We start from the raw sequence: 23,964 nt of genomic DNA on the forward strand, positions 1-23,964 counted from the left end.
GGGAGGGAGGTTCAGCCGAAGCTGGTGAGATAGGCCGCCGTCACCGAATGATCCGGGTCGAGGCCATAGAGGATTGCGTGGCGGTCAAGGCAGGTGCAGGGATGCGAAATACCGCATTCGACCACGTCGCCAACGGAAACGTCGCTGCCGTCTGCAAGTGCCACGAAAGCGTGCTGATCATTGAGGCGGAGAACTTCGGCGCCCCTGAGATCGGCAAGACGCGCACCGTTACGATAGAGCGCCAGCGGCCGCGGCATGCCCTGATCCATGGCCACGTCACGCATGCCCAAGCCGCAGATCGCCAGCCTTGGCTCCGGCCGGGACAGGACCTCGGCCCAGACCCGCAGCGCCGGACGAAAGCCGGACGCGGCGGAAGCTAATTCGGCACCAATGCGGAAGCCACCGCGCGCATCGAGACCAGCAAGACCGCGCTCGTAAATGCCGTGATCGTGAAAGAAGATGGCACCGCTGCGCAGCACGAGACGGCAAGCGGGATCGGCAGCAACGGCGGACGAAAGCCCCACAACAACCATGTCGAAAAAGACCGAACCGCCGGCCGTGACGAGGAGCGGCCGCTCGGTGCCTATGCGAGAACGCACCTTCGGCAGGAACTCGGCCGTCATCGCCATCAGCGCCGTGATGCGAAGCATCGTCTCTTCCGCATCGCTGGTCGCGGCGGCGCCTTCATAAGCGGCAATGCCGGTCAGCCGGAAGGTCGGCGTTTCGGCAGCAACGATCGCATCGAGAATTGCTGCCGCAGCGTCGGAGCTGCGCACACCGGCCCGACCGGCGCCGAACTCCACCATCAGCCCCAGCGGCGGCAGATCTCCACGTTCGCGCCACGCCGACCGCAGAGCATCGACGAGCGCCGTCGAATCCACGAAAACATGGACTTCCGCATCAGGATAACCGGCAAGCAGCGCGGCAAGCCGACGTGCGGCGGCGGCTCCGCCGATCTCATTGGCAAGGATCAGACGGCGCTGTCCTGCCTTGAGCAGAACCGCAGTCTGGCGGATATCGGCAACCGTCGTGCCCCAGGCGCCCGCTGCAATAAGTGCATCTGCCAATGCCGTCGACATCGGCGTCTTGGCGTGCGGCGCGATTTCGGCGCCATGGCTCTTCACATAGGCCATCATCAGCTCGACATTGCTGGAGAAAGCCTGCCGATCGAGCGAAATCAGCGGCAGGGCCATCCTGCCGTCATAAGGTTTCCATCCCTGCTTGCCGATTGCCGCAAGCGGGAGCGGTGGGTTGCCCGGCGGAAAGCCGCGCACCCGGTCATCGATCAGCACGGTTTCGGATGCGGCATGAAGGTCAGACATCGCAGCCTCCCTGGGGCTCGACCGGATCGGCTATGCCGAGGCGATAGGTGTCGTTGGCCGTGGCGAAGAACAGGGCGCGTTGCTCGTCGAGAGAGAATTGCGAGGCGACGGTGCGAAAGGCCCGATAGACCTCGTCGAAGGAGGCGTATAACCCCGCCACCGGGAAATCGCTCGCGAACATCGAGCGCGTCGGGCCGAAACAATCGAGGCAATGCTCGATCACCGGTCGCAGGCTTTCGAGTGTCCACCCGCTGTCGTAGGCCACGAGGTCGGAAATCTTCAGGCGCACATTCGGCTCGTTGCCAAACGCCCGCAGGCCTTCGCGCCAGAGCGCCATGCCATCATCCGTGCGGTCGACAGGGCTTCCGCCGTGGTTGAGCACGAAAAGCGTTTGCGGGAAAGCGCGCACCAGCGCAAGCGCGTCCTTCATCTGCCATGGATAAAGCATCAGGTCGAAGATAAGCCCGAGCCGCGTAGCGTGGGCAAGCCCCGCCCGCCAGGCAGGATCACCCATGAGATCCGCGCGCCGGGCAAAACGCTTCGCCGGTTCCGGATGCCAGCTAACGATATCGCGGATGCCGACGACGTTCGGGTTTGCCGCTTCCATCTCGAGCAGGCGCATGGCGCCCGGCGCGTCGAGAGGAACCCGCGCAACATAACGGCGTGCCACGCCGGAGCTACGGTTGAGGCTATCCAGCCAGCGGCTCTCTTCCAGCGGATGTGCATCGGACCAGCCGGCCTCCACATGGACGGTTGCAACCACGTTCTGGCGTGCGGCATCGGCGCGATAATCTTCGATGCCGTAGTTGCGCAGGATCGGTGCGAGACTCCCGAAAGCCGTCTCCCCGCCGGTCGCCTGCGCTTTTTTAAGCCAAGGGTGTCGCTCCAGCTTGAGATCCCAGAGGTGATGATGCGGGTCGATCAACGGCCCGTCATAGCGCTCGGTCATCTGCGCCCCTCACGACCGGATACGAGCAAGAGGGCAAGGATCAGCGTGCCGAACATGATGGAGCGCCAACCGGGCGAGGCATTGACGACGGTGATCAGTGCCGTCGTCGTCACGAGCAGGATCGCGCCGGGAATAGTACCTGCATAGGTGCCGCGGCCGCCGAGGATGGACGTACCGCCGAGCACGACGGCTGCGATCGAGGTCAGCAGATAAGGATCGCCGATGCCGACATAGCCTTGCCGGTTCATGCCCAGCACGAGAATACCCGCAAGCCCCGCGAAAAAGCCCGAGAGCGTATGGACAATCAGCGTGTTGCGACCGACGCGGACACCGGAGAGCCGGGCAGCCAGCGGGTTTGCCCCAAGCGCAAGGAAACGCGCGCCGATCGGCATGCGGTGGATGAGCAGCAGGACGACAACCGAGACCACAATCCAAAGGACGATACCAGCCGGGATGCCGAGCGGCCGCGCCTGGCCAAGCAGAATGACCGCCGGATTGCTGACGGTAACCGCACTGCCGCCGGCAACGATGACGAGCAAGCCTTGCAAGAAGGTCGCCATGGCAAGCGTCATGATGATTGGCGGTACGCGAAGATAGGCCGCACCCGCACCGTTCATGAGGCCAATGCCGGCGGCGATGGCAAGTGCTGCAGCGATACCGATGACGCCGCTCGCATCCCAAGCAGGCGAGAGGAGCGGCAGCAGGATCGCGGTCACGGTGATAACCGCGCCGACGGAAAGATCGATGCCGCCCATCAGGATGACGAGCGTCTGGCCGGCGGCCACAATGCCGATCACCGCTGAGAGCTCCAGCAGATAGCGCAGGTGACCATAGGCACCGAACCCGCGCAACATGAAGCTTGCGACGATCCAGACGAGCGAGACCAGAAGGAAGGTCAGGAGCGGCGGGTTGCGGAATGCTGTCCTGATGACGTTCATCGCCTTACCTTCCATTGTGCGAGAAGTTCCGGAACCGCGACCGCGCCCACGATGATCAGGCCCTGCGCGACATATTGCGCGACCGGCGGAAAGCCGAGGAAGAACATGACGTTGATCATGACCGAAAGCAGCAGGCTGCCGCAGATCGCGCCGCGCATGGTGCCCTTGCCGCCAAGAAAGCCGACGCCGCCAAGCACGGAGGCAGCAATCGAGTTCAGTGTAAAGGGCGTGCCTATCACCGGATCACCCGAGCCGGTCTGCGCAGCGACGAAGAGACCGGTCAACGCCGCCAGAAGACCGGAGAGCGCAAAGGCGACAACCTTCACCCGCTCGACCGGGACACCGGAACGGAATGCGCCGATCGGGTTGTCGCCGGCCGCATAGATGCCGAGGCCGAGCGGCGTTGCGAGAAAGGCTTTCCAGAGCACGAGGGTCACGACGAGCAGCAGAAAGGCGACGGGCGTATCGCCGGCCAGCGTTACCGACAGCCAGTCGGGAATGAACCCACCCGGCCGCGGCAGCAGGATGAGCGCGACCCCGGTTATGATGAAGGAGCCGGCAAGCGTGACGATGATCGCCGGAAGCCGCAGATGCGTCACGATGGCCCCAATGACAGCGCCGATCGAAAGGCCGGCGAGCGCGACCGCAACAATGCCGCCCGGCACGCCGAATGTCCCTTCCATGGTCGTTGCCGCTATAACTGCGCCGAGACTCACGAGCGGACCGATCGCCAGCGTGATGCCGCCGTTCAACATGAGCACCGCCTGCGCCATGGTGACGAGCGCGAGCGGGAACCAGTTCTGCGTGAACTTCGAAAAGCCACTGATGGAAAGGATACCCGGAAAGAGCACGACATAGAGGATAAGAAAAGCGCCAACGACCAGATAAAGGCCGCCGAGACCGCGATTGCGGCGGAGCTGGATCGCGCCATAAAGCCAGGCGGAAGAGGAAACGGTGCTCATGCTGCTGCCTCCTGTGTCGTGACGCCCATGGCCGCGCCGACGATCGCCCCTTCGCTGATCGCAGCGCCTGATAGCGTCGCCGCGATGCGCCCCTCGCGCAGCACCACGACGCGGTCGCAAAGATGCACCAGTTCCGGCGTGTCGGAACTGGCCAGGATGACGAGCCGCCCCTCGGCGGCGAAAGCACGGAGCATGAGGTAGATTTCCCGCTTGGTTTCGATGTCGACGCCGCGCGTGGGATCGTTGAGGAGCAGAACGGACGGATCGAGCGGCAGCCATTTGGCGAGCGCCACCTTCTGCTGGTTACCGCCGGAAAGTGCCTGCACTGGGCGGGCCGTGTCGCCCTTGATCGTCAGGCGGCGCGCAAGATCGGCGACAAGACCGCTTTCTGCCTGCAGGTCGCGCAGCCCTTTGCTGGCGAGCCGTCCGAGCGAAGGCAGGATGAGGTTTGATGCAATGGAATGAGGCAATACCAGCCCCTCATGTTTGCGGTCGGCCGGGACATAGACGATACCAGCCGCATTCGCCTCGCCGACATGGGCGGGCAGGCCGGGCTTCCCGGAAACCTCCGCTCGGGCAGCCGCGGCTGGAATCGCGCCGTAAAGGCCGAGCAACAAGTCTTCCTGCCCCTGCCCCACGAGCCCGCCGATGCCGACGATCTCGCCGGCACGGGCGGAGAAGCCGATGTTGCGCACCATGCCGGCGGAAAAATCTTCGACGCTGATGCGCGTCGGGCCGGGCGTCGCGGCTCGGCGCGGCGGGAAGAGGTCGCCGGTCTCGCGGCCGACCATGAGACGCACCAGCCCCTCGCCGTCGATGCCGGATAGCGACTGGTCCGCCGTGACCCCGCCGTCCTTCAACACCGTGACATGCGAGCAAAGCGCCTGCACCTCATGGAGGCGATGAGAAATATAAAGAAGTGCTATGCCGCGATCCCTCAGCGTCTCGATCAGGCTGGCAAGAATGCCGGCTTCATGGGCCGAGAGCGAGGAGGTAGGCTCATCCAGAATGAGCACGCGCGGCTTGCGGAACAGCGCCTTGGCGATCTCCACCATCTGACGGCGACCAAGCGCAAGATCGGCGACCGGCATGTCGATCGGCTCGGTAAGCCCCACCATGTCGCAAACTTCCCGCACACCGCGATGAAGAGCTTCATAGTCGATGAGACCGAACCGGCGCGGAAACGCGCCGAGCCCGATATTTTCGGCAATCGAGAGATTCGCCGTGAGGCTCAGCTCCTGCTGAACCACGGCGATGCCCGCCGCACGCGCGGCCGCCGGGCTAAAGCGCCCAACGGGCCTGCTGTCGACGGCGATGGAACCGCCGTCGGGCTGGAGGGCACCGGACAGCAGATTGATCAGCGTGGACTTGCCGGCGCCGTTCTCACCGAGCAGGGCGTGAACCCTGCCCGGAAGAAGGGCGATGTCGACGCCCTTCAAAACGGGATTGCCGAAAAATCCCTTGAACACCTGCCGGGCTTCCAGCAGGGGCCTTTCTTCCTTCATGACGGCTTCCTTCAAGACGGATTACTTGGCAAGCAGCTTGTCGAAGAGCGCCTTGTCGTAGTCCGAGTAGATATAACCGTCAGCCGGGAACTTGTCGGCCCTTGCGAGATAGCCACCGATCGTGCTGTCGTCGATAACGGGCAGCGGCACCTTGACGAAGGCCGGGACGTCCTTGCCTTGCAGCGCCTGCACGGCTGCATAGACGGAGAGCGAGCCAAGCCAGTTTGGCTGCATGGTCGCCCAGCCCTTCAGGCCCTTCTCTTTCCAGAGTTCCAGGAATTGCCGGGCGTTTTCGCCTGTCGTCGGAACCTGTTCGCGGCCCTGGCGGTCGAAAGCCATGACGGACCCCGCCGACAGTGCGCCACCGAGCGACAGAACGCCATCGATCTGCTGGTTGGCGAACAGCAGGCTCGTCATCGCTTCCTGGGCAGGCGCGACGTTATATTCCGTATTGGTTTCGGTGATGACTTGGATGCCCTTGTTGGCATCGAGCACCGGCTGCGCACCCTTGCGGCGGTCATCGCTGACGGAAACGCCGGCGGGACCGTTCATGATGATGATCTTCCCCTTGCCATGCAGTTGATCGACCATCCACTGCGCAGCCCTCTGGCCCCATTCGTTGGAGTCCGTGTTGATCTTCGCTGTGAGATTGTTGGTGTCCACGAGGCTGTCAAAGTTGACGACGGCAATGCCCTTGGAGCAGGCATCGGAGATGACGCGGTCGAGCGCGGTGGACGAACCGGCTTCGACGATGATGGCATCGAGGTTCGCGTCGATCATCGATTGGATCTGCTGAATCTGCGTCTGGGCATTGCCCTGCGCATCGGTGATCTTCAGGTCCTTGACGAGCCCGTCCTTCTTCAGAGCCGCCACCTCATCGGTGATCGTGCCTTCGGTCTGCTTCATCCAGGTCGGGACGGAATAGATGTTCGCCCAGCCGATCGTATAGGGCGCCTTGCGATCGCCCTTGATGCAGTTGGCTGCCGCCGACGCCGTGCCGGCCGAAAAGGCGAGGAGGACCGCAGCGGCGGCAGCGCCCGCGAGAAGGCGGCTGCGCAGCGAGGCTGAGGCTGTGTCTTCAAGTTTCGTCATGTCGTTCCCCTTTTTGTGCGTGGCAGCCTTAAGGCTTGCCATTTGTGTGATGTCCGCTATAATGTACATATGATCTATATACCGGACGTCGGCGATCTTATGCCGATTTTTTCCCCTCGCAAGGGGGGTGAAAAAAATTCGTTCACGGCGAATGGTAGGAGCGATTGACAGATGCGGGAGACGACTTGAAAAATTTGACACGACTAGAATCGGGATTCGGCAACATGGATGCAGTTCAGGACGAAGCAATCGGCAAACGCGCCCGAGGGCTCGACCGCGCCTTCGAGATCCTCGAATTCCTGCGCCACAAGCGGCAGGCCTTGAAGCCGAACGAAATCGCCGCGCAGATCGGCGCGCCGCGCTCATCGGTCTACGAGCTCGTCAACCTGCTGCTGCACAACGGTATTCTTGAATTTACGGGTGGCGAGGGCCGCGTCTACCTCGGCCGCAAGCTCTATTTCCTGGGTGCGGCCTATGAGAACCATTTCGATTTCACCCGCGAATGTGAGACGGCGCTGGAGCAGCTTGCCGACGAGACGCGGGAGACGGCGCAGTTCTGCATGTTGGATGGTAACAAATATACGGTCGTTCGCATGCGCGAAGGCGCCCGGCCATTCCGCATCTCGACGGATATCGGCCAGTCGGTTCCGATCCCGTGGACGGCCTCCGGCCGCCTGCTTATTGCGCATCTTTCGGATCAGGAAATCCTGAACTTCATTCCGCCGGAGGATTTTCGTCTGCCCAGCGGCGAATGGCTCGACCCCAAGACCTTCATCGCCGAGGTGCGTCAGGCCGAGCGCGAAGGCTTCTTCACCTTCAACAGCATCGTCGACAGCTTCACGCACTGTTTTGCCGTACCGGTACACGGCGAGGACGGTCATACAGCCGGAACGCTCTGCCTCGTTACGCCGCGCGACGATGGCCTTGCGAACCGGGACCGCTATCTCGCCTGCTTGAAAAAGGCAGCCCTCGGCCTGTACCAGACCCCAGCACGGCCGAAGCGAGCTTCATAGTTCTTGCAAGGCTGAGCGACAAAGCCGAAACGCGCTTTGCTTTCCGCGAACGCCCTGCGGACTTTAGGCCAGGGGACGGCGACAATCCGAACCTGAGATCGGCCAGCAGCTCTCAAGGAGATGCTGGCTGGCCTGCGCATGGGCGCAAATGCGCAGTGCGTGTCGTGCGACAGGGAAGTGAATATAGATTCGTGCGCCGTTCGGATCGGAGAAGCCGCCGATGAATCCAGCGAGGGGCACAAAACAAGCCGCTGGACCGGTCAGCCGACAGTTCAAGTCTTTGTCAAAGACACAACAAAAGACGCTGAACCTATCCATTTGACGAATATTTCCGGAAAATTAAACCATTATTAAACACAATTTAAGCAAGTTACTCGAATACAAATTTTATTTTTATTAGGGCGAACATTATGAGCATTAGTATTGCAAAAAGCCTTATTGCTTTCGGTGTCGTGATGACCATAGGGCTTGCCGGCTCGACAGGGCTGCAGCAGGTCGCCTTGAACCGGCTCAAAGTGAACGGACCGATCTATGAGCAGGTCGTCAACGGAAAAGATCTCGTTGCCGATATTCTGCCCCCGCCGCTTTTCGTGGTGGAATCCTACATGCTGGCTTTGGAAGCCAGTGATTTTCCGGAGGTCGCCGAGGCGAATGCGGCCAAAATCGCCAAACTCCACCTCGACTACAATGAGCGCCGCGCTTACTGGCAAACCTCCAGCTTGCCACAGAATCTGAAGGATCAGCTGGCCAATACGGTGCTGACCAAATCCGATGTCTTCTGGCAGGAAATGGACCGGGAGATTCTCCCTGCTTTGGCGGCTAAGGATACGGCAAAGGTCAAGGATCTGCTCGTTCATCTCAAGGGCACGTTTCACCTGCATCAGGATGCCGTCGAGGAACTGGTGACCAGCTCGAACGAGTTTCTGTCGGGCCAGGAGAAGGGCGCCCGAGAAGAGATAAATCGTTGGACAATCTTCTCGCTCTCCGCTGCTGGCGGATCCATATTGTTGCTGCTTGCCGGAACATTGCTATTGCGGCGCCGGGCCATCGTGCCACTGGAAAGCATGAGGGCCTATATGGGTGTGCTTGCCGGTGGCGACTACACCAAGGAAGTGCCCCATTCCGAACGCTCCGATGAAATCGGCGCGATGGCGAAGTCCGTTGCCGTGTTCAAGGCGAAGGCTCAAGAACATCAGCGGCTCGAGGCTGAGGCAGAGGTCAATCGCACACTTTCCGAACAGGGACGCGCGGAGCAGGAACATGTCCGTGCGCGGGAGGCGGCAGATATCAAGCTCGCGGTCGATGCGATCGCCAGCGGGTTGGGCCAGCTCGCCAGCGGCAATCTCACACACCGGATAGACGTTGCCTTCGCGCCGCCGCTCGACCTTGTGCGCCGAGACTTCAACGCTGCGGTGGAGCAGCTTGAGGATGCCTTGCGCAAGGTCGGCCAGAACGCACAGGCGATCGCAACCGGTTCCAATCGTGTCCGGTCGGCAACCGGCGATCTATCCAAACGAACGGAACAGCAAGCTGCCTCGGTCGAGGAGACCGCGGCAGCCCTCGAGCAGATCACCACGACCGTCACGGATTCCAGCCGCCGCGCCGACGAGGCCGGCCGGCTGGTCGTCACGGCTCGGGAAAATGCGGAAAAATCGGGTGATATCGTTCGCCGGGCAATCACTGCGATGGGTGAGATCGAGGCATCCTCGAACGAGATTTCGAACATTATCGGTGTCATCGACGATATTGCTTTCCAGACGAACCTTCTGGCACTGAATGCGGGTGTCGAAGCTGCGCGCGCCGGAGAAGCCGGCAAGGGTTTTGCCGTCGTTGCTCAGGAAGTCCGCGAGCTTGCGCAACGCTCGGCCGGCGCCGCCAAGGAGATCAAGACCTTGATCAACACCTCCGGCGAGCAGGTGAAAAACGGCGTGACACTTGTGGGGGAAACCGGCCAGGCGCTCGATCTGATCGGCCAACAGGTGGAGGCCATAAATGTCAACGTGGCGGCAATCGTCGACGCGTCGCGAGAACAGGCAACCGGCCTCAAGGAAATCAACCAGGCGGTCAACACCATAGATCAAGGCACGCAGCAGAATACGTCCATGGTCGTGGAATCGAACGCTGCCAGCCATAGCCTTGCGAACGAAGCTGAAGCTCTCTTCAATCTTCTCGGCCGCTTCCGGATCGGCGCAGCCAGCCAAACGGCCGCGACCCTTGCCCCGAAACTACAGCAGCGCCACGAGCCTGTGGCGCCAGCGCGTAGAATGACTGCATAGCCGGCAGGTGCTCTCGAAGGGCGGAGAGCCATGGCAAACACCAGTGTATCCTGGGAGGAGTTCCATCAGCCACGCGGCGGTCGCCGCTTACCGGCCTGCCACCCGCAGCGGTTGGAACGCCGAGAAAATTATTCTAGGAAAGCGAAGAGCAAATCGCTGTCGGTCGGCTTTGCGGACCGAAACAGCACCTCACCCTCCTTGCTGACCAGCGCGACGCAAAAATCGACCACCGAATTGGCGTCGAGTTGCGCACGAACTATCTTGGGCCGCAATCCGCTCCCAGCGCCGAATAGAGGCGTCACCTTGCCGTCATGCACGCGCACCACCGCCAGATTGGCCTCTTCAAGGCGTCGGCGATCCCTAAGAATGAGCCGCTCTTGTTCGCGACCTGCCTCTCGTGCCAGATCACTGACAATGACGACGACCGGCTTCTTTCCACGAAATGTTTCCAGCCCCTCTGCAGAATTGCGCGGCTGCCGCTTCAACGCCCGATATTCCTCCACGATTGTCATTGGTTCATCCTCCATCGCAGTTCTTGACTTACTCAGATTTGAATCCCCTCCGACTGGTATTGTTCCCATTCGCGACAGCGTCGATCGTCAATAATTTAGGCAAGCGGTAGCAAATAGTGATGAAACTCCCTCGGACCCGAGTTTCGAAGAAATCTAGACATGATTTGGAAAAATTTAATCCGCTGGGCACAGAGTAGCACAATCACAGCGACACCGGCGCTCATGATTGCACGCTAATGTAACATCATCTTTCATAATGCCGGATAGCTTGCGGGGAAGAGGATGCGTGAATTTTTCGAAAGCAAAGCGGGAAAGCAACTTGCTGTCCTCGCCTCTGGTTCATCCCTGTTGTGGATCATTGGCTTGCTTTGGCATGGAACATTTTTTGGTTGGTTGAGACCCCTTGGCGACGGCACGATCGCTGTTCTGTTCCTGACATTCATCATCCCCGGCGCCGCAAGCTTTATCTATTCGCTTCTGCGAATCCTCGATCTGCGCAAAGAGATGCTGCGTCAGGAAGAACAGGGAAAGCGGGCACACTGGATTGCCACCCACGATCACCTCACGCGCCTTCCGAACAGATATGCTTTCGAGAAATTCGAGATCGTGAAGCCCGCGACCGAAGATGACGACAATTTGGTGCCGACGGCGACGATTTTTTCCGTTGACCTGGACAGCTTCAAGAAGGTCAATGATCTGGTCGGCCATCAGGGAGGCGACAGGCTTCTGCAGGAAGTCGCAAAAAGACTATCGGCATTTGCCGAGGAATCATGCGTTTTTCGTCTCGGAGGCGATGAATTCATCGTCATAGCCAGGGGACTGGTCCCAGAGAAAGACGAAAAGTTCGCAAATCTGCTGATCCATGCGCTCAGCCGGCCCATCCACATCGGGCCGATATCCTGCCAGGTCGGAGCGAGCGTTGGTTACGCTCGCTGGCCGGAGCATGGCCATGAACTGCAGGATGTTTGCCATCGTTCTGATATCGCACTCTACGAAGCCAAGAGCGCGGGCGCCAACATCGCGCTGCGATTCTCCGAGGAAATGCGGCTTAAAGTCACCGCACGTGCAAAGCTTGAGGGCGAACTTCGAACGGCGATCACAGAAGGTCGCATCGAGCCATTTTATCAGCCGCTCATCGATCTGCGGTCTGGAAAGGTGTGCGGTTTCGAGGCGCTTGCCCGGTGGACGCTCGACGACGGCACGGGCGTTTCGCCGCAATTGTTCATTCCCATAGCGGAAGAAACCGGCTTGATGACGCCGCTTTTTCTGCAGCTCCTCAAGACAGCGTGCGAGAACGCCAGATCATGGCCGGAGGACGTATCGCTTTCGTTCAACGTCTCGGCTGTTCAAATGGATGACCGGCTTCTTGTGTCTCGAATTCTGGAAATTCTTGATGACGCAGGCTTGCCGTCGTCCCGGCTGGAAGTCGAGATCACCGAGAATGCGTTGATCCGCGATCCGGATCTCGCTGCCGCAATTATTGGGGATCTTCACAACGCGGGCATACAAATCGCACTGGACGATTTCGGCACCGGCTATTCCAGCTTGGCGCAGCTCGCACGATACCAGTTCGACAAGATCAAAATTGACAAAAGCTTCGTCAGATCCGCCCGCGAGCACGACGACCGCCATGAGAAAATTGTTCAAGCGCTGCTCATGATGAGCCAAGGCCTGGATGTGAAGACGACCGTCGAAGGCATCGAGGACAATACCCAATTGGCATATTTCCTACGCGCAGGATGCGATATCGGACAGGGCTACCTCTTCGGCAAAGCCATGCCATTTTCCGACACGATGACATATCTGAGGGATCGCGCGGAGATCCTCAAAACGGCTTAGGCTGCTCCTGTACCACATCTTCCATCAAAATGTCCGATCGTAGCCGGCTTCCTTGCAATAAAGGACGCGTCAACGTTCAACTGATGCACGCGCGCCGCACCCGCTTTTCGTTATCCATATTTTGCGACCGTCACTTGCCTGCTAATTTTCGTTACGCTAAATTACGCAAGATTTAGTTGTAATTGTTGTCGAAAATGATTCGGCGACGCGCAGGGCTCTCAACGCGGTTTCTTCGTTTGGCAACATGATCTTAAATCATCGCATTACACGTATCAGTGTCGGACTGCTGCTGCTGGCGATCGCTGTTATCGTCTCGCTACCGGCAATCACCGGCTTTACGAGCCGTGACGGCACGGTCAATGCCCGCTTCGCTGTCGTCAATTCCCCTATTGACGGTGTGATTGAAGGAGAGCCTGCGAAGGTTGGTACCCCTGTCAAAGAGGGTCAGACACTTGCAGATATCAAAAACCCACGCGTCAATCGTGCAATCCTTGCTTCGCTGGAAGCAGACCGCAACACGGCGCGCGACCGTGTAGTGGCGCTGAAGAAGGAGCGGGACGAGCTTTCCGGACTTCGCGAGCAGCTATCCAAACGGTTGGAAATTTTCAAGCAGGCCACAATTTCCAATCTGGAACGGGAAGTGGAGATCCTGAGAAAGAAAGTCGAGGTCTCCCAGGCCCAGGATCTTGCCGCGCAGGTCGACCTAAGCCGCCGGATGGACCTGGAGTCAAAAGGTATTCTCACGCAGAGGATGGTCGATGCCGCGCGTGCCGCCGGAGCTGCGACCGGCGGTGAGGTCGAAATCAGCAATTTGACCGTCGATCAGTTGGAGCAGAGGCTCGATGCCATTCGCCAGGGCATCTTCGTGTTCGGCGACGGGCAGAATGATGTGCCCTATTCGCGACAACGCCAGGACGACGTTATTGTTCGCATCGGTGACTTGGACTCACGCATAGCGGAAAACGAGACACGCGCCGCCGAAGTCGAAAAGCAGTTGATCGAAGAACGCAACCGCGTGGGCAACCTTGAATCCGCAACCGCAACAGCACCATTCGATGGTGTGATTTGGAGCAGGACCATCGTCAACGGCTCCAATGTCGTGCTCAACAACGAATTGATGCGCCTACTCGACTGCCGAGAGCTATTTGTCGATATCCTTGTTCCCGAGGTCGACTATGACGAGATTTATCCTGGACTTACCGCGCAGGTGCGACTGTTCGGCCGCACCGATGTCTTCGATGGCACGGTCGTTTCCGTAAAAGGCAGTTCGGCGGCTGTCGAGAGCGATTCCTTTGCGGCCAGTCTGCCAGCATCGTCACAGCGTAATGCCCGCATTCGGGTTCGCCTCGAGCCGTCCTTTATGAACGACGACTTCGCGAATTTCTGTCAGGTCGGGCGAACGGTGCAGGTACGGTTTCCCAAACACGGGATTGGCTTGACGAATTGGGTTAAAAACCTGTGGTTCAGTATCTTCTAGCGCTGGCTCCGACCTTTCTGGTTCTGGCCCTCTTTCTCTTAGGGCCATTCAATTGGTCGCGTCACCATACCTGGACGCGGGCAGTTACCTGCGCGCTCGTTGCAGCCATCGCATTGCGCTACATCCTTTGGCGGCTGACGGAAACCGTTCTTCCCTACCCCTATGACGGCCTCAATTTCTATTGGGTATGGTTTGTCTTCCTCGTGGAGATGTTGGCCTTTACCGAGGTTGTACTTTTTCTCGTGCTGATGAGCCGTTATGTCGATCGGAGTGCCGAAGCAGACAAGCTGGCGCGTGTCTTCTTTGCCCGTGACCAGCGAGAGCTGCCGACGGTGGACGTCTTCATTCCCACCTATAACGAACCGCTCGACGTGCTCGAAAGAACCATCGTCGGTGCGTTGTCGCTCGATTACCCGGCCGACAAGCTCAGGGTATACGTGCTCGACGACCAGCGCCGAGACTGGCTCAAGAGGTTTTGCGAAGAAAAGAACGCAATTCATGTCACGCGTGGCGATAATTCGCACGCCAAAGCGGGCAATATGAACAACGGGCTGAAGGTCAGTTCGGGCGATTTCGTCGCGGTTTTCGACGCGGATTTTGTGCCTTACCGGCATTTTCTGCGTCGAACGCTGCCTTTCTTTTCCGATGAAAGCATCGGCATCGTTCAAACGCCGCAACATTTTTTCAATGCCGATCCGGTGCAGTCGAACCTCGGGCTGGAGAATATCTGGCCGGATGAGCAGCGCCTGTTTTTCGACGAGATCGCTCCTAGCAGAGACGTGTGGGATGTCAGTTTTTGCTGCGGCTCGTGTTCAATCGCCCGCCGCAAAGCGATTGACGCAATTGGTGGCTTTCCAACGGAGTCCATCACGGAGGATTTGCTGACCACGCTGTCTATGCTCAACGTGGGCTACAAGACACGCTACTTGAACGAGCGGCTGTCGATGGGTCTGGCGGCCGAGAATCTAACCGGCTATTTCGTACAGCGCGAGCGGTGGTGCCAGGGCGGCATTCAGACGCTGTATCTGCATAACGGTCCGCTGCGCGGCCCGGGATTGTCGCTCTTTCAACGGATCATGTTCCTGCCGGCGTCGTGGCTGGTGCAATATCTGGTTCGCTTCATGATATTGATCGTCCCGATCGTCTATCTCTGGTTCGGGCTGCTGCCGCTTTATTTCACCGATATTGCCGACTACGTTTCCTATCAGATACCGCTGCTGACGGCCTATTTCCTGCTCATGCTATGGATAACGCCGACGCGCTACCTGCCTATAATTTCAAGTGCGGTCGGTACATTTGCAACGTTCCGAATGCTGCCGACTGTCGTTTCCAGCGTGATCCGCCCGTTCGGCAAGCCGTTCAGGGTGACGCCGAAGGGAAGCGGCAATGAGGAAAACCAGTTCGATAGATACACTTTTATCTGTATCGCCAGCCTGGTCGCGATCACCGCCGCCGGCCTGCTGATCAACATTGTGCCGGAGACGACCAATGTTCAAGGACTGTTTTCGCCGATCGCAGCCTTGTGGGCAGGTATCAATATTATCGTTATGATCATCGCCTCCCTCATCTGCTTTGAAAAACCCCGGCGATTGTTTCACGCGTTCAAACTTGAAGAGACTGCTACGGTCGACGGTATTCCTGGCCAGGTCGTCAGCCTCGCACTGGACAAGGCAGTCGTCGCAGTGCCGGTTGAAACCCAGTTTCAGTCTCGATCCGTCATGCTGAAGTTTGATGGCTTTACGCCATTCAGATCGGAACTCAAACAGGTCACTCAGCGGCGAAGAAGCATAGCCCGCGGCGGCGATCGGCAAGCTTACTATCTTCATCTGCATTTCGAACTCAGCGAATCCGATCGCGACAAAATGATCGTGAAGCTCTACACCGGTCAATATTCACAGGACATCCGCGACATCGACAAGGTCGCCGTCTCCGTCAATCTTCTGCTTCGTTCCTTCGGGCGAACGCGCACGTTGTAGCCAAAAATTCGAACGCGAAGGGAGCCACCGGCTCCCTTCGCAGAACGGCTTCTACCTGAACAATTCCCTCAAGCCGCGAGCAGCTCGTCGGCCGGACCGAAGAACTCATAGTGAATGCGGCTCGACGGCACACCTGCAAGCGATAGCGCCGTAACCGCTGCGCGCAAGAAAAGGCGAGGCCCGCAGATATAATAGTCCGCCTCGGCGACGGGCGTATTCGAGATCAGCCAGTCGTCGGTAATAATGCCTGCCACATCATAATCCCGGTCCTCGGTTTCATCGGCAAGCGGCGTCTGATGGAAATCGGTAACGCGTACCGCCTTGTCCGCAGCCGCAAGCGTGCGGACATGGTCGCGCATCGCATGCGTCTCGCGATCATGCGTGCCGTGGATATAGTGGACCGGCACCTGGTTGCCGCGGGCGACCAATGCCTCCAGCATTGCCACCATCGGCGTAAGACCCACGCCGCCCGAAAGCAGCACCACCGGGCGTTCGGGATGATCGGCGAGGAAGAATTCGCCCGCGGGCGCGGCAACCCTAAGGATCGTTCCCGCCACGGCCTCGTCATGGAGCCATCCCGACGCGAGACCAAGAGGCTCCCGCTTCACCGAGATGCGATAGGTTTCGCCATTCGGTGCCGCCGAAATCGAATAATTACGTTTGACCGGAGGATGGCCGGGGATATCAAACCAAAAGGTGAGGTATTGCCCGGGCTTGTGGTTCATGACGCTGCCGCCGTCGACCGGCCGCAAGATGAACGACTTGATGACGCTGCTTTCGCGGATCACCTTCTCGACACGGAAATCCCGCCAACCGTTCCAGCCGCCGGCAATTTCCTTCTGTTCAGTGTAGATGCGCTCCTCACGCGCAATCAGAATATGAGCAAGGAACCAGTAGGCTTCTCCCCATGCGGCGAGGATATCATCGGTCGCGGCATCGCCCAGGACGGCCTTGATGGCGCCGAGCAGGGCGTCCGCGACATAGGGGTAATGTTGGGGAAGAATTTGAAGCCCGACATGCTTCTGCGCGATCCTCTCGACGGCAGGCGCAAGCGCGCCCAGATTGTCGATATTGCTGGCATAGGCGAGGATTGCTCCGGTCAGGGCGCGCGGCTGCGACCCGGCATCACCGTGATGCGACTGGTTGAACAGATCCCGAATTTCCGGGTTCTGGAACATGCGTGCGTACATCTCCCGCACGATCTCGAGACCGTGGGCTTCGAGCGCGGGAACGGTGGCCTTGACCAGCGCAATGGTCTGCGTGCTGAGGGGTTGTTTCATCGATATCTCCTAATGAATCGAATAATTTCGGGGGAAGCTGAAGACGTGCGATCGGCCGCCATCGGCGGCTGAGCATCGATCGGCGACATTTCCTTGAAGATCGGGCCAAACCTCGTGTCGACCGGGGACACGGGCGTAAAACGCGTCAATGAGGTGACTTTGCCCCCAGCCATCAAGCGTTAACCCCGCCATTGCCCAACTCCAATCATGCATCCAGAATGCATCTATACCTTGGCAGGAAAACATGCAACAAGAATACATCATTTGGAGATATGCAGATGCGAATGACGCGCTACACTGACTACGCCATGCGCGTGATGCTTTATCTTGGCAGGGAACCGGAGAGGTTATCCTCGATCGCCGATATCGCCCGGGCCTATGCCATCTCGCAGAACCACCTGATGAAAGTCGTCAACGATCTGGTGAATGCCGGCTATCTTGAGAGCGTGCGCGGACGTCATGGCGGCATACGTCTGGCGAAGCCGCCCGCCGAAATCAATGTCGGCGCACTGGTCCGCCACACGGAAGACGACTTTGATCTGGTCGGCTGCGGCTCGTGCATCATCGCGCCCGCCTGCGGTCTGACCAGCGTGTTGGACGAGGCATTGCAATCTTTTCTGACAACCCTCGATCGCTATTCCCTGGCTGATGTCCTTGCACGCAAGGGCGATTTCACGCATCTGCTGAAAGCGTCTTGAAAACAAGCTTCCGCAAGCATCGGCGGCGATGCCATGGATGGCCCGCCAACTCAGTTCTTCGTTATCAATCCGCGAAGAATGAGATCGACATGCGCTTCGAAAAACGCCTCGACGTCCTGCGGTTTGCGATCTGCGAAGATCATCTGCGAGACGCATAACATCACGGCGGCTCCTATCACCGTATCCGGAATCTTGATCGCCGGCGCATCTCGCAGTTCACCGGCAGCAACCCCCTCTTCAAAGAGCTTCTGCGTCGCGTCCATAAGCGGGACGATGAATTCCTCATGATGGCGATCCACGACCTGCGGAAACCGTGACCCTTCCGCGATGACAAAGCGCATGAGTTCCCTCGTATTCCGGTCCGTCACGAGGCGATCATAAACCAGCCGGAGGAAGGTCCTGATCCTTTGCGAGTAAGGCCCGCTCAGCGTCTTTGCTTTGGCGCTGACATCGACGAATGAAACGGAGATGCGGCGGATCACCTCCTCGAACAGCCGTTCCTTCGTCTCGAAATAGAAATAAATCGTCCCCTTCGTCACGCCAACGCGACTGGCGATGTCCTCGACGCGTGTCGCCACATAGCCGCGTTCGACGAATTCCTCGAAGGCCGCATCGAGGATTTCCCCGGGCCGTTGCGCTTTGCGCTGCGCCCGCAGCCCCGCTTGTTTTGCTACCGACATCTCACGTCCTCCTTGTCTCGGGATATTCCGACACAATCAGCTTCACAGTCATCATTTATTTCATTGACTAATCAGTCAGTCAATATTATTTGGCGGAAACATCATCATGAATTCCGCCATCGAGGGGATGAAATGGATAAGTTAGCAATCATTATGGGGCTCGCGCTGACGCTTGCGCTGTCCTCGTGCGATCAGAACGAAAAGCACGCGACACAAGCGCCGCAGAGTGTCAGAACCGTTGAGGCAATGCTCAGCAAACCGACGGCAAGGACGACCGTTACCGGCGAAGTAAAGGCCCGGATTGAATCGGAGCTTTCGTTCCGCGTCAGCGGAAGGATCATCGAGCGAAACGTCGATGTCGGAGCGAAGGTCAAAGCGGGCGATCTGCTAGCAAAGATAGATCCCGAAGAGCAGCGGGCAGACGTCGACGTGGCGACGGCCAGCCTTCAGGCAGCGGAAGCACAGCTCACGCAAGCACAGTTGGCGGCCGCGCGCCAGGAAAGCCTCTTCAAAAACCAAGTCACGACCCGTGCCGCCTACGACTCCGCCCGTGAGACGCTTCTGACGGCTCAGGGGACCGAGGAGGTCGCCAAGGCCCAGCTTGAAACCGCCAAGGATGCCCTTTCCTACACGGAACTTCGCGCCGACGCGGACGGGGTCATCACGGAGCGCAATGCCGAGGTCGGCCAAGTGGCGCAGGCTGTGCAGTCGGTATTCACGCTCGCCCATGACGGGCCCCGCGATGCCGTCTTCAATGTCTTTGAGTCCCTGTTTCTCAAGGACCAGCCCGACAAGCAGGTTGAGGTCGCTCTGATCTCCAACGCTTCCAAGCGGGTATCCGCCGCAGTGCGGGAAATATCGCCGACGATCGATGCCGCCACCGGCACGATAAAGGTCAAGGTCGGGCTGGAAGATGGCGCCAGCATGCCGCTCGGAGCGGCTGTCACCGGGACATTCAGCATGCCCTCGGCAGAGGCAATCGTCCTTCCGTGGGGCGCCATGGCGTCGGCGGGTGGACAGCCGGCGGTATGGGTCGTCGACCCCACCACGAGCGAAGTCTCCTTACGCAAAGTTCAAGTCGCAGAATATGACACCGGACAGTTCGCGGTCAGCGCCGGCCTCAAGCCACATGAAATCGTGGTTGCCGAAGGCGGCAAATTCCTGCGCCCCGGTCAGCATGTCGACCATTCCCAAGAGGCCGCGAAATGAGAAACTCTTTAATTGCAGCATCGCTGCTGCTGGCCACATCGATGCTGACGTCCTGCGAGGTGAAGTCCGCAGACACCGAAGAGAAGGTGCGGCCGGTTTTGTCGACCGTTATCAAACCAGAGCCGGTGGTCAGCCTGCACCTGCCCGGCACGATCGAACCCAGAATCGAAACCCAACTGGGCTTTCGTGTCCTGGGCCGGGTCGTAGCGCGCGACGTCAATGTCGGCGACCTCGTTACAAAGGGGCAGGTGGTCGCCGCCATCGATCCCCTTTCTCTCGAACTTGCAGTCCGAAGCAGCCGCGCCGATCTTTCAAACAGCCAGGCGCAATTGACCAACGCGTCGGCGTCGGAAGAGCGCCAGCGCGCGCTTGCCGAATCCCGATCTGGCAGTGAAGCCGCCCTCGAAAGCGCCGAGCAGGCGCAAAAATCGGCCATTGCCTCCGTCGCCAAGGCGCAAGCCAATCTGGCGAAGGCAGAAGAACAGCTAGGCTACGCTCAATTGAAAGCGGAGTTCGATGGCGTCGTCACCGCGACGTCGGCGGAAGTCGGCCAGGTCGTCTCGGCGGGGCAGACCGTAGCGACCATCGCGCGCCCGGATGTTCGCGAAGCTGTCATCGACATTCCGGAAGCAAGCCTTGACGGTCTGAAGCCGGGTTCGCCGTTCGAGATCGCCCTGCAGCTTGATCCGACCATAAGGGTCACGGGCATCGTGCGTGAGATCGCGCCTGAAGCAGAGGCGACCACACGGACCAGGCGAACGAAGATAACGCTTACCAACCCGCCGGACGCTTTTCGCCTGGGCTCGATCATCACGGCAAGTGCTGTCGTCGACAGCGCGCCGACCACGTCTCTCCCATCAACCGCCATTTTGGACAAAGACGGCCAGCCGGGCGTCTGGGTGATCGATCCCGAGAAAGCGACGGTATTCCGCAAGCCGGTAACTCTGGATAGCGCCTTCAGCGATCCGGACAGGGTGCGGATCGTCGGCGGCCTCAATATAGGCGATCGCGTCGCGATAGCCGGCGTCCATCACCTGACCGAAGGCCAGAGGGTCAAACTCACGCAGGAGAATCAACTTTGAAGACCTTCAACCTCTCCGACTGGGCGCTCGAACACCGTTCGATGGTCTGGTATTTCATGATCGTCTTCATTCTCGCCGGCGTGTTTTCCTATATGGGACTCGGCCGCGAAGAAGACCCGTCCTTCACCATCAAGACCATGGTCATCCAGGCGCAATGGCCGGGTGCCTCCGCTGAGGAAGTCACCAAGCAGGTGACCGACCGTATCGAGAAGAAGCTCGAAGAACTCGAGTCCCTTGACTATACCCGCAGCCAAACCGTTGCCGGGCAGACGACCATTTTTGTCAATCTGCTTCCGACGACAAAAGCCAAGAATGTGGAAAGCACCTGGGTTCGCGTCCGTAACATGATCGCAGACATCAAGGGCGATTTCCCGTCGGGCGTGGTGGGTCCGTTCTTCAACGATCGCTTCGGCGACGTCTACGGAAACATCTTTGCCTTTACCAGCGACGGTCTCTCCCAGAGACAGCTTCGCGATCTCGTGGAGGATGCGCGCGCCAGAATTCTCACGGTTCCGAACGTCGGCAAGGTCGATATCATCGGCGCGCAGGACGAAGCGGTTTATCTCGAATTCTCCACCCGCAAGATCGCAGCACTCGGCATCGATCGCCAGTCCATCATCTCCACGCTGCAGGCACAAAACGCCGTCACGCAATCCGGCTTCGTGGAAGCCGGGCCCGAGCGCATCGCGCTTCGAGTAGGCGGCCAGTTCAGATCGGAGGATAGCCTGCGGTCGATCAATCTCAGGGTCAACGACCGCTTCTTTCCGCTGACCGACGTCGCGACGATCAAGCGCGGCTATGTCGATCCTCCATCAGCGCTTTTCCGCTTCAATGGCCAGCCGGCCATTGGCGTCGCGATCGGCATGAAGCAGGGCGCCAATCTGCTGGAGTTCGGAAAGGCTCTGGAAAAGAAGGTTGACGAGATCGTCGGCGTTCTGCCGGTGGGTGTCGATGTTCATCAGGTTTCCGATCAGCCGGCCGTGGTCGACGAGGCTGTTTCCGGCTTCACGCGCGCTCTTTTCGAAGCGATCGCTATCGTGCTTGCGATCAGCTTCATCAGCCTCGGCCTGAGAGCAGGCCTGGTCGTTGCAATCTCCATTCCGCTCGTCCTTGCCATTACATTCGTGGTGATGAGCTATTCGGGCATCTCGCTGCAGCGCATCTCGCTCGGCGCCCTGATTATCGCGCTCGGCCTGCTGGTCGACGACGCCATGATCGCCGTCGAAATGATGGTGGCGCGCCTGGAGGTCGGCGACGATCTGCGCAAGGCGGCGACCTATGTTTACACCTCGACCGCCTTCCCCATGCTGACCGGCACGCTCGTCACCGTCGCGGGCTTCATTCCGATCGGCCTTAACGACAGTGCCGCCGGCGAGTTCACCTTTACCCTCTTCGTCGTGATCGCTGTATCGCTGCTCGTCTCCTGGATCGTCGCGGTTCTTTTCACCCCGCTGCTCGGGGTGACGATCCTGCCGAAAAGCATGAAGAAACATCACGAGAAGAAGGGCTGGTTCGGTTCGCTGTTCTCGCGCGTTCTCGGGGTCGCGATGCGGTTCCGCTGGGCGACCATCGCTCTCACCATCGTTGCCTTTGGGTCTTCCCTCTTCGGCATGGGCTATGTTCAGCAGCAGTTCTTCCCGTCTTCGGACCGTCCGGAACTGATCGTCGACTGGAACCTGCCGCACAACAGCTCGATCACCGAAACGAACCGGCAGATGGCTCAGTTCGAACGGGAGATGCTCGCAAACAATCCGAGCGTTGATCACTGGTCCAGCTATATCGGCCAGGGTGCGCCCCGCTTCATCCTCTCCTTCGACGTGCAGACGCCCGACGTGACCTTCGGTCAGACAGTTATCGTCACGAAGGGAATGGATGTGCGCGACAAGGTGCGGGACGAGCTTCAAGACTATCTCAAGAAGACCTTCCCCGGAACGGACGCTTTCGTAAAGCTGCTGGATATCGGTCCGCCGGTCGGCAAGCCTGTTCAATACAGGATCAGCGGCCCAGACATCCAAAAGGTCCGCAGCATAGCGCAGGACTTTGCGGGCATCATGGGTGACAACCCGTCGCTCAACGGCATCAACTTCGATTGGAACGAGCCGGCCCGCGTCGTCAAGGTTGACGTCCTGCAAGACAAGGCACGCCAACTCGGCGTCTCCTCCGAAGACATCGCCACTGCACTCAACGGCATTGTCGAAGGATCGAGCAGCACCCAAATCCGCGATGACATCTACCTGATCGATGTGATCGGACGAGCCCAGACGGCAGAACGCGGCTCCATCGAAACGCTCCAGAACCTGCAATTGCCGGCCTCGAACGGCAAGGCGGTTCCTCTGTCAGCCGTTGCGACCTTCCGCTACGAGTTGGAGCAGCCGACCATCTGGCGCCGCGCGCGTATCCCGACGATCACGATCAAGGCTGGCGTGACCGGCGACATCCAGCCGGCGACCGTCGTCCAGCAACTCGACGAGAAGGTCGAGCAATTCAAGAAGACGCTGCCAGTCGGTTACTCGGTCGTCGTCGGCGGTGCCGTCGAGGAAAGCGCCAAGGCACAGGGCCCGATCGCCGCTGTCGCACCGATGATGATTTTCGTCATGGCGACAATCCTGATGATCCAGTTGCAGAGCTTCAGCCGCCTGTTCCTGGTCTTTGCGGTCGCCCCCACCGCCCTCATCGGCGTGGTCGCCGCTCTACTGATGAGCAATGCGCCGCTCGGCTTCGTGGCGATATTGGGCGTGCTGGCGCTAATTGGCATCCTGATCCGAAACTCCGTCATTCTCGTCGTACAGATCGAGGATCTCAGAAAATCGGGAGTGAGTGCCTGGCATGCGGTGATGGAGGCAACCGAACACCGTATGCGGCCGATCATGCTGACAGCGGCCGCCGCCACCCTGGCCTTGATCCCCATCTCGCGGGAAGTGTTCTGGGGACCGATGGCCTACGCCATGATGGGCGGCATCGTGGTCGGTACTGTCTTGACGCTGCTGTTCCTGCCCGCCCTTTACGTGACGTGGTTCCGGATACCGAGAGAAGCCGCCGAAAAAGCATCTGCATAATACGAAACAGCGAACCCGCGCCGGCTCCTTCGGACGGCGCGGGTTCGCCATGAGACGGTTTATCGGGGAGACATAACATTCAAGACCACGTCGAATGG

The 23,964-nt window shown here is 59.4% G+C and carries 18 protein-coding genes; 9 read left to right on the forward strand and 9 right to left on the reverse strand.

The window, feature by feature from the left end; all coding sequences use genetic code 11:
* Positions 1–11 precede the first annotated feature (11 nt).
* Genes PH547_RS15555 through PH547_RS15580 form a run of 6 tightly spaced genes read right to left on the reverse strand, consistent with a single transcriptional unit; the run spans position 12 to position 6,810 of the window.
* The gene (locus tag PH547_RS15555; protein ID WP_260304796.1) at positions 12–1,322 is read right to left on the reverse strand and encodes an alanine racemase; all 1,311 of its coding nucleotides are present in this window, start codon (positions 1,320–1,322) and stop codon (positions 12–14) included.
* Positions 1,315–2,271, reverse strand: a complete 957-nt coding sequence (locus tag PH547_RS15560; protein ID WP_260304795.1) for an amidohydrolase family protein — start codon at positions 2,269–2,271, stop codon at positions 1,315–1,317. The genes PH547_RS15555 and PH547_RS15560 overlap by 8 nt, the downstream gene beginning before the upstream one ends.
* Complete coding sequence (locus tag PH547_RS15565; protein WP_260304794.1) at positions 2,268–3,209, reverse strand: ABC transporter permease; 942 nt, start codon at positions 3,207–3,209, stop codon at positions 2,268–2,270. Before PH547_RS15565 ends, PH547_RS15560 begins: the two co-directional genes overlap by 4 nt.
* Positions 3,206–4,171 (reverse strand): ABC transporter permease, encoded by a 966-nt coding sequence (locus tag PH547_RS15570; RefSeq protein WP_104826251.1) that lies wholly within the window; start codon positions 4,169–4,171, stop codon positions 3,206–3,208. The genes PH547_RS15565 and PH547_RS15570 overlap by 4 nt, the downstream gene beginning before the upstream one ends.
* On the reverse strand, positions 4,168–5,676 hold the full coding sequence (locus tag PH547_RS15575; protein WP_104826250.1) for a sugar ABC transporter ATP-binding protein: 1,509 nt from the start codon (positions 5,674–5,676) through the stop codon (positions 4,168–4,170). Before PH547_RS15575 ends, PH547_RS15570 begins: the two co-directional genes overlap by 4 nt.
* 21 nt (positions 5,677–5,697) lie before the next feature.
* A complete protein-coding gene (locus tag PH547_RS15580) occupies positions 5,698–6,810 on the reverse strand; it encodes a substrate-binding domain-containing protein (protein WP_483315546.1) in 1,113 nt (370 codons plus the stop codon).
* Between the two features lie 182 nt (positions 6,811–6,992).
* Between PH547_RS15580 and PH547_RS15585 the strand changes: the two genes are divergently transcribed.
* Both PH547_RS15585 and PH547_RS15590 read left to right on the forward strand, forming a co-directional pair.
* Positions 6,993–7,781 carry an IclR family transcriptional regulator gene (locus PH547_RS15585; RefSeq protein ID WP_260304790.1) on the forward strand — a complete coding sequence of 263 codons (789 nt, stop codon included), beginning with the start codon at positions 6,993–6,995 and terminating at the stop codon, positions 7,779–7,781.
* Between the two features lie 410 nt (positions 7,782–8,191).
* Positions 8,192–10,057 carry a methyl-accepting chemotaxis protein gene (locus PH547_RS15590; protein WP_285168782.1) on the forward strand — a complete coding sequence of 622 codons (1,866 nt, stop codon included), beginning with the start codon at positions 8,192–8,194 and terminating at the stop codon, positions 10,055–10,057.
* 128 nt (positions 10,058–10,185) lie between these two features.
* Here PH547_RS15590 and PH547_RS15595 read toward each other — a convergent pair whose 3' ends face one another.
* A complete protein-coding gene (locus PH547_RS15595) occupies positions 10,186–10,569 on the reverse strand; it encodes a hypothetical protein (RefSeq protein WP_285168783.1) in 384 nt (127 codons plus the stop codon).
* Positions 10,570–10,851: 282 nt separating this feature from the next.
* Here PH547_RS15595 and PH547_RS15600 point away from each other — a divergent pair, with 282 nt between their 5' ends.
* The 3 genes from PH547_RS15600 to PH547_RS15610 all read left to right on the forward strand — a co-directional run bounded on the left by PH547_RS15600 (position 10,852) and on the right by PH547_RS15610 (position 15,861).
* A complete protein-coding gene (locus PH547_RS15600; RefSeq protein ID WP_260304787.1) occupies positions 10,852–12,408 on the forward strand; it encodes a putative bifunctional diguanylate cyclase/phosphodiesterase in 1,557 nt (518 codons plus the stop codon).
* A 244-nt stretch (positions 12,409–12,652) separates the two neighbouring features.
* A complete protein-coding gene (locus PH547_RS15605; protein ID WP_260304786.1) occupies positions 12,653–13,885 on the forward strand; it encodes an HlyD family secretion protein in 1,233 nt (410 codons plus the stop codon).
* Positions 13,867–15,861 carry a glycosyltransferase gene (locus PH547_RS15610; RefSeq protein ID WP_260304785.1) on the forward strand — a complete coding sequence of 665 codons (1,995 nt, stop codon included), beginning with the start codon at positions 13,867–13,869 and terminating at the stop codon, positions 15,859–15,861. Before PH547_RS15605 ends, PH547_RS15610 begins: the two co-directional genes overlap by 19 nt.
* Positions 15,862–15,929: 68 nt before the next feature.
* Here the strand turns inward: PH547_RS15610 and hmpA are convergent, their stop codons facing one another.
* Positions 15,930–17,141, reverse strand: a complete 1,212-nt coding sequence (gene hmpA / locus PH547_RS15615) for an NO-inducible flavohemoprotein (RefSeq protein ID WP_260304784.1) — start codon at positions 17,139–17,141, stop codon at positions 15,930–15,932.
* A 278-nt stretch (positions 17,142–17,419) separates the two neighbouring features.
* Between hmpA and PH547_RS15620 the strand changes: the two genes are divergently transcribed.
* Positions 17,420–17,839, forward strand: a complete 420-nt coding sequence (locus PH547_RS15620; RefSeq protein ID WP_260304783.1) for an RrF2 family transcriptional regulator — start codon at positions 17,420–17,422, stop codon at positions 17,837–17,839.
* Positions 17,840–17,889: 50 nt separating this feature from the next.
* Here PH547_RS15620 and PH547_RS15625 read toward each other — a convergent pair whose 3' ends face one another.
* Positions 17,890–18,519, reverse strand: a complete 630-nt coding sequence (locus tag PH547_RS15625; protein WP_104826241.1) for a TetR/AcrR family transcriptional regulator — start codon at positions 18,517–18,519, stop codon at positions 17,890–17,892.
* A gap of 132 nt (positions 18,520–18,651) precedes the next feature.
* On the opposite strand from PH547_RS15625, the gene PH547_RS15630 reads away from it, so the two are divergent.
* The 3 genes from PH547_RS15630 to PH547_RS15640 are packed head-to-tail and all read left to right on the forward strand — an operon-like array spanning position 18,652 to position 23,866.
* Positions 18,652–19,728: an efflux RND transporter periplasmic adaptor subunit gene (locus PH547_RS15630; protein WP_260304782.1), complete on the forward strand. Its 1,077-nt coding sequence runs from the start codon at positions 18,652–18,654 to the stop codon at positions 19,726–19,728.
* Complete coding sequence (locus tag PH547_RS15635; protein WP_104826239.1) at positions 19,725–20,810, forward strand: efflux RND transporter periplasmic adaptor subunit; 1,086 nt, start codon at positions 19,725–19,727, stop codon at positions 20,808–20,810. The genes PH547_RS15630 and PH547_RS15635 overlap by 4 nt, the downstream gene beginning before the upstream one ends.
* Positions 20,807–23,866 (forward strand): efflux RND transporter permease subunit, encoded by a 3,060-nt coding sequence (locus PH547_RS15640; RefSeq protein ID WP_260304780.1) that lies wholly within the window; start codon positions 20,807–20,809, stop codon positions 23,864–23,866. The genes PH547_RS15635 and PH547_RS15640 overlap by 4 nt, the downstream gene beginning before the upstream one ends.
* The last annotated feature ends 98 nt before the right edge of the window (positions 23,867–23,964 follow it).

The organism is Rhizobium cerradonense (assembly GCF_030182455.1).
Taxonomy (GTDB): Bacteria; Pseudomonadota; Alphaproteobacteria; order Rhizobiales; family Rhizobiaceae; genus Rhizobium.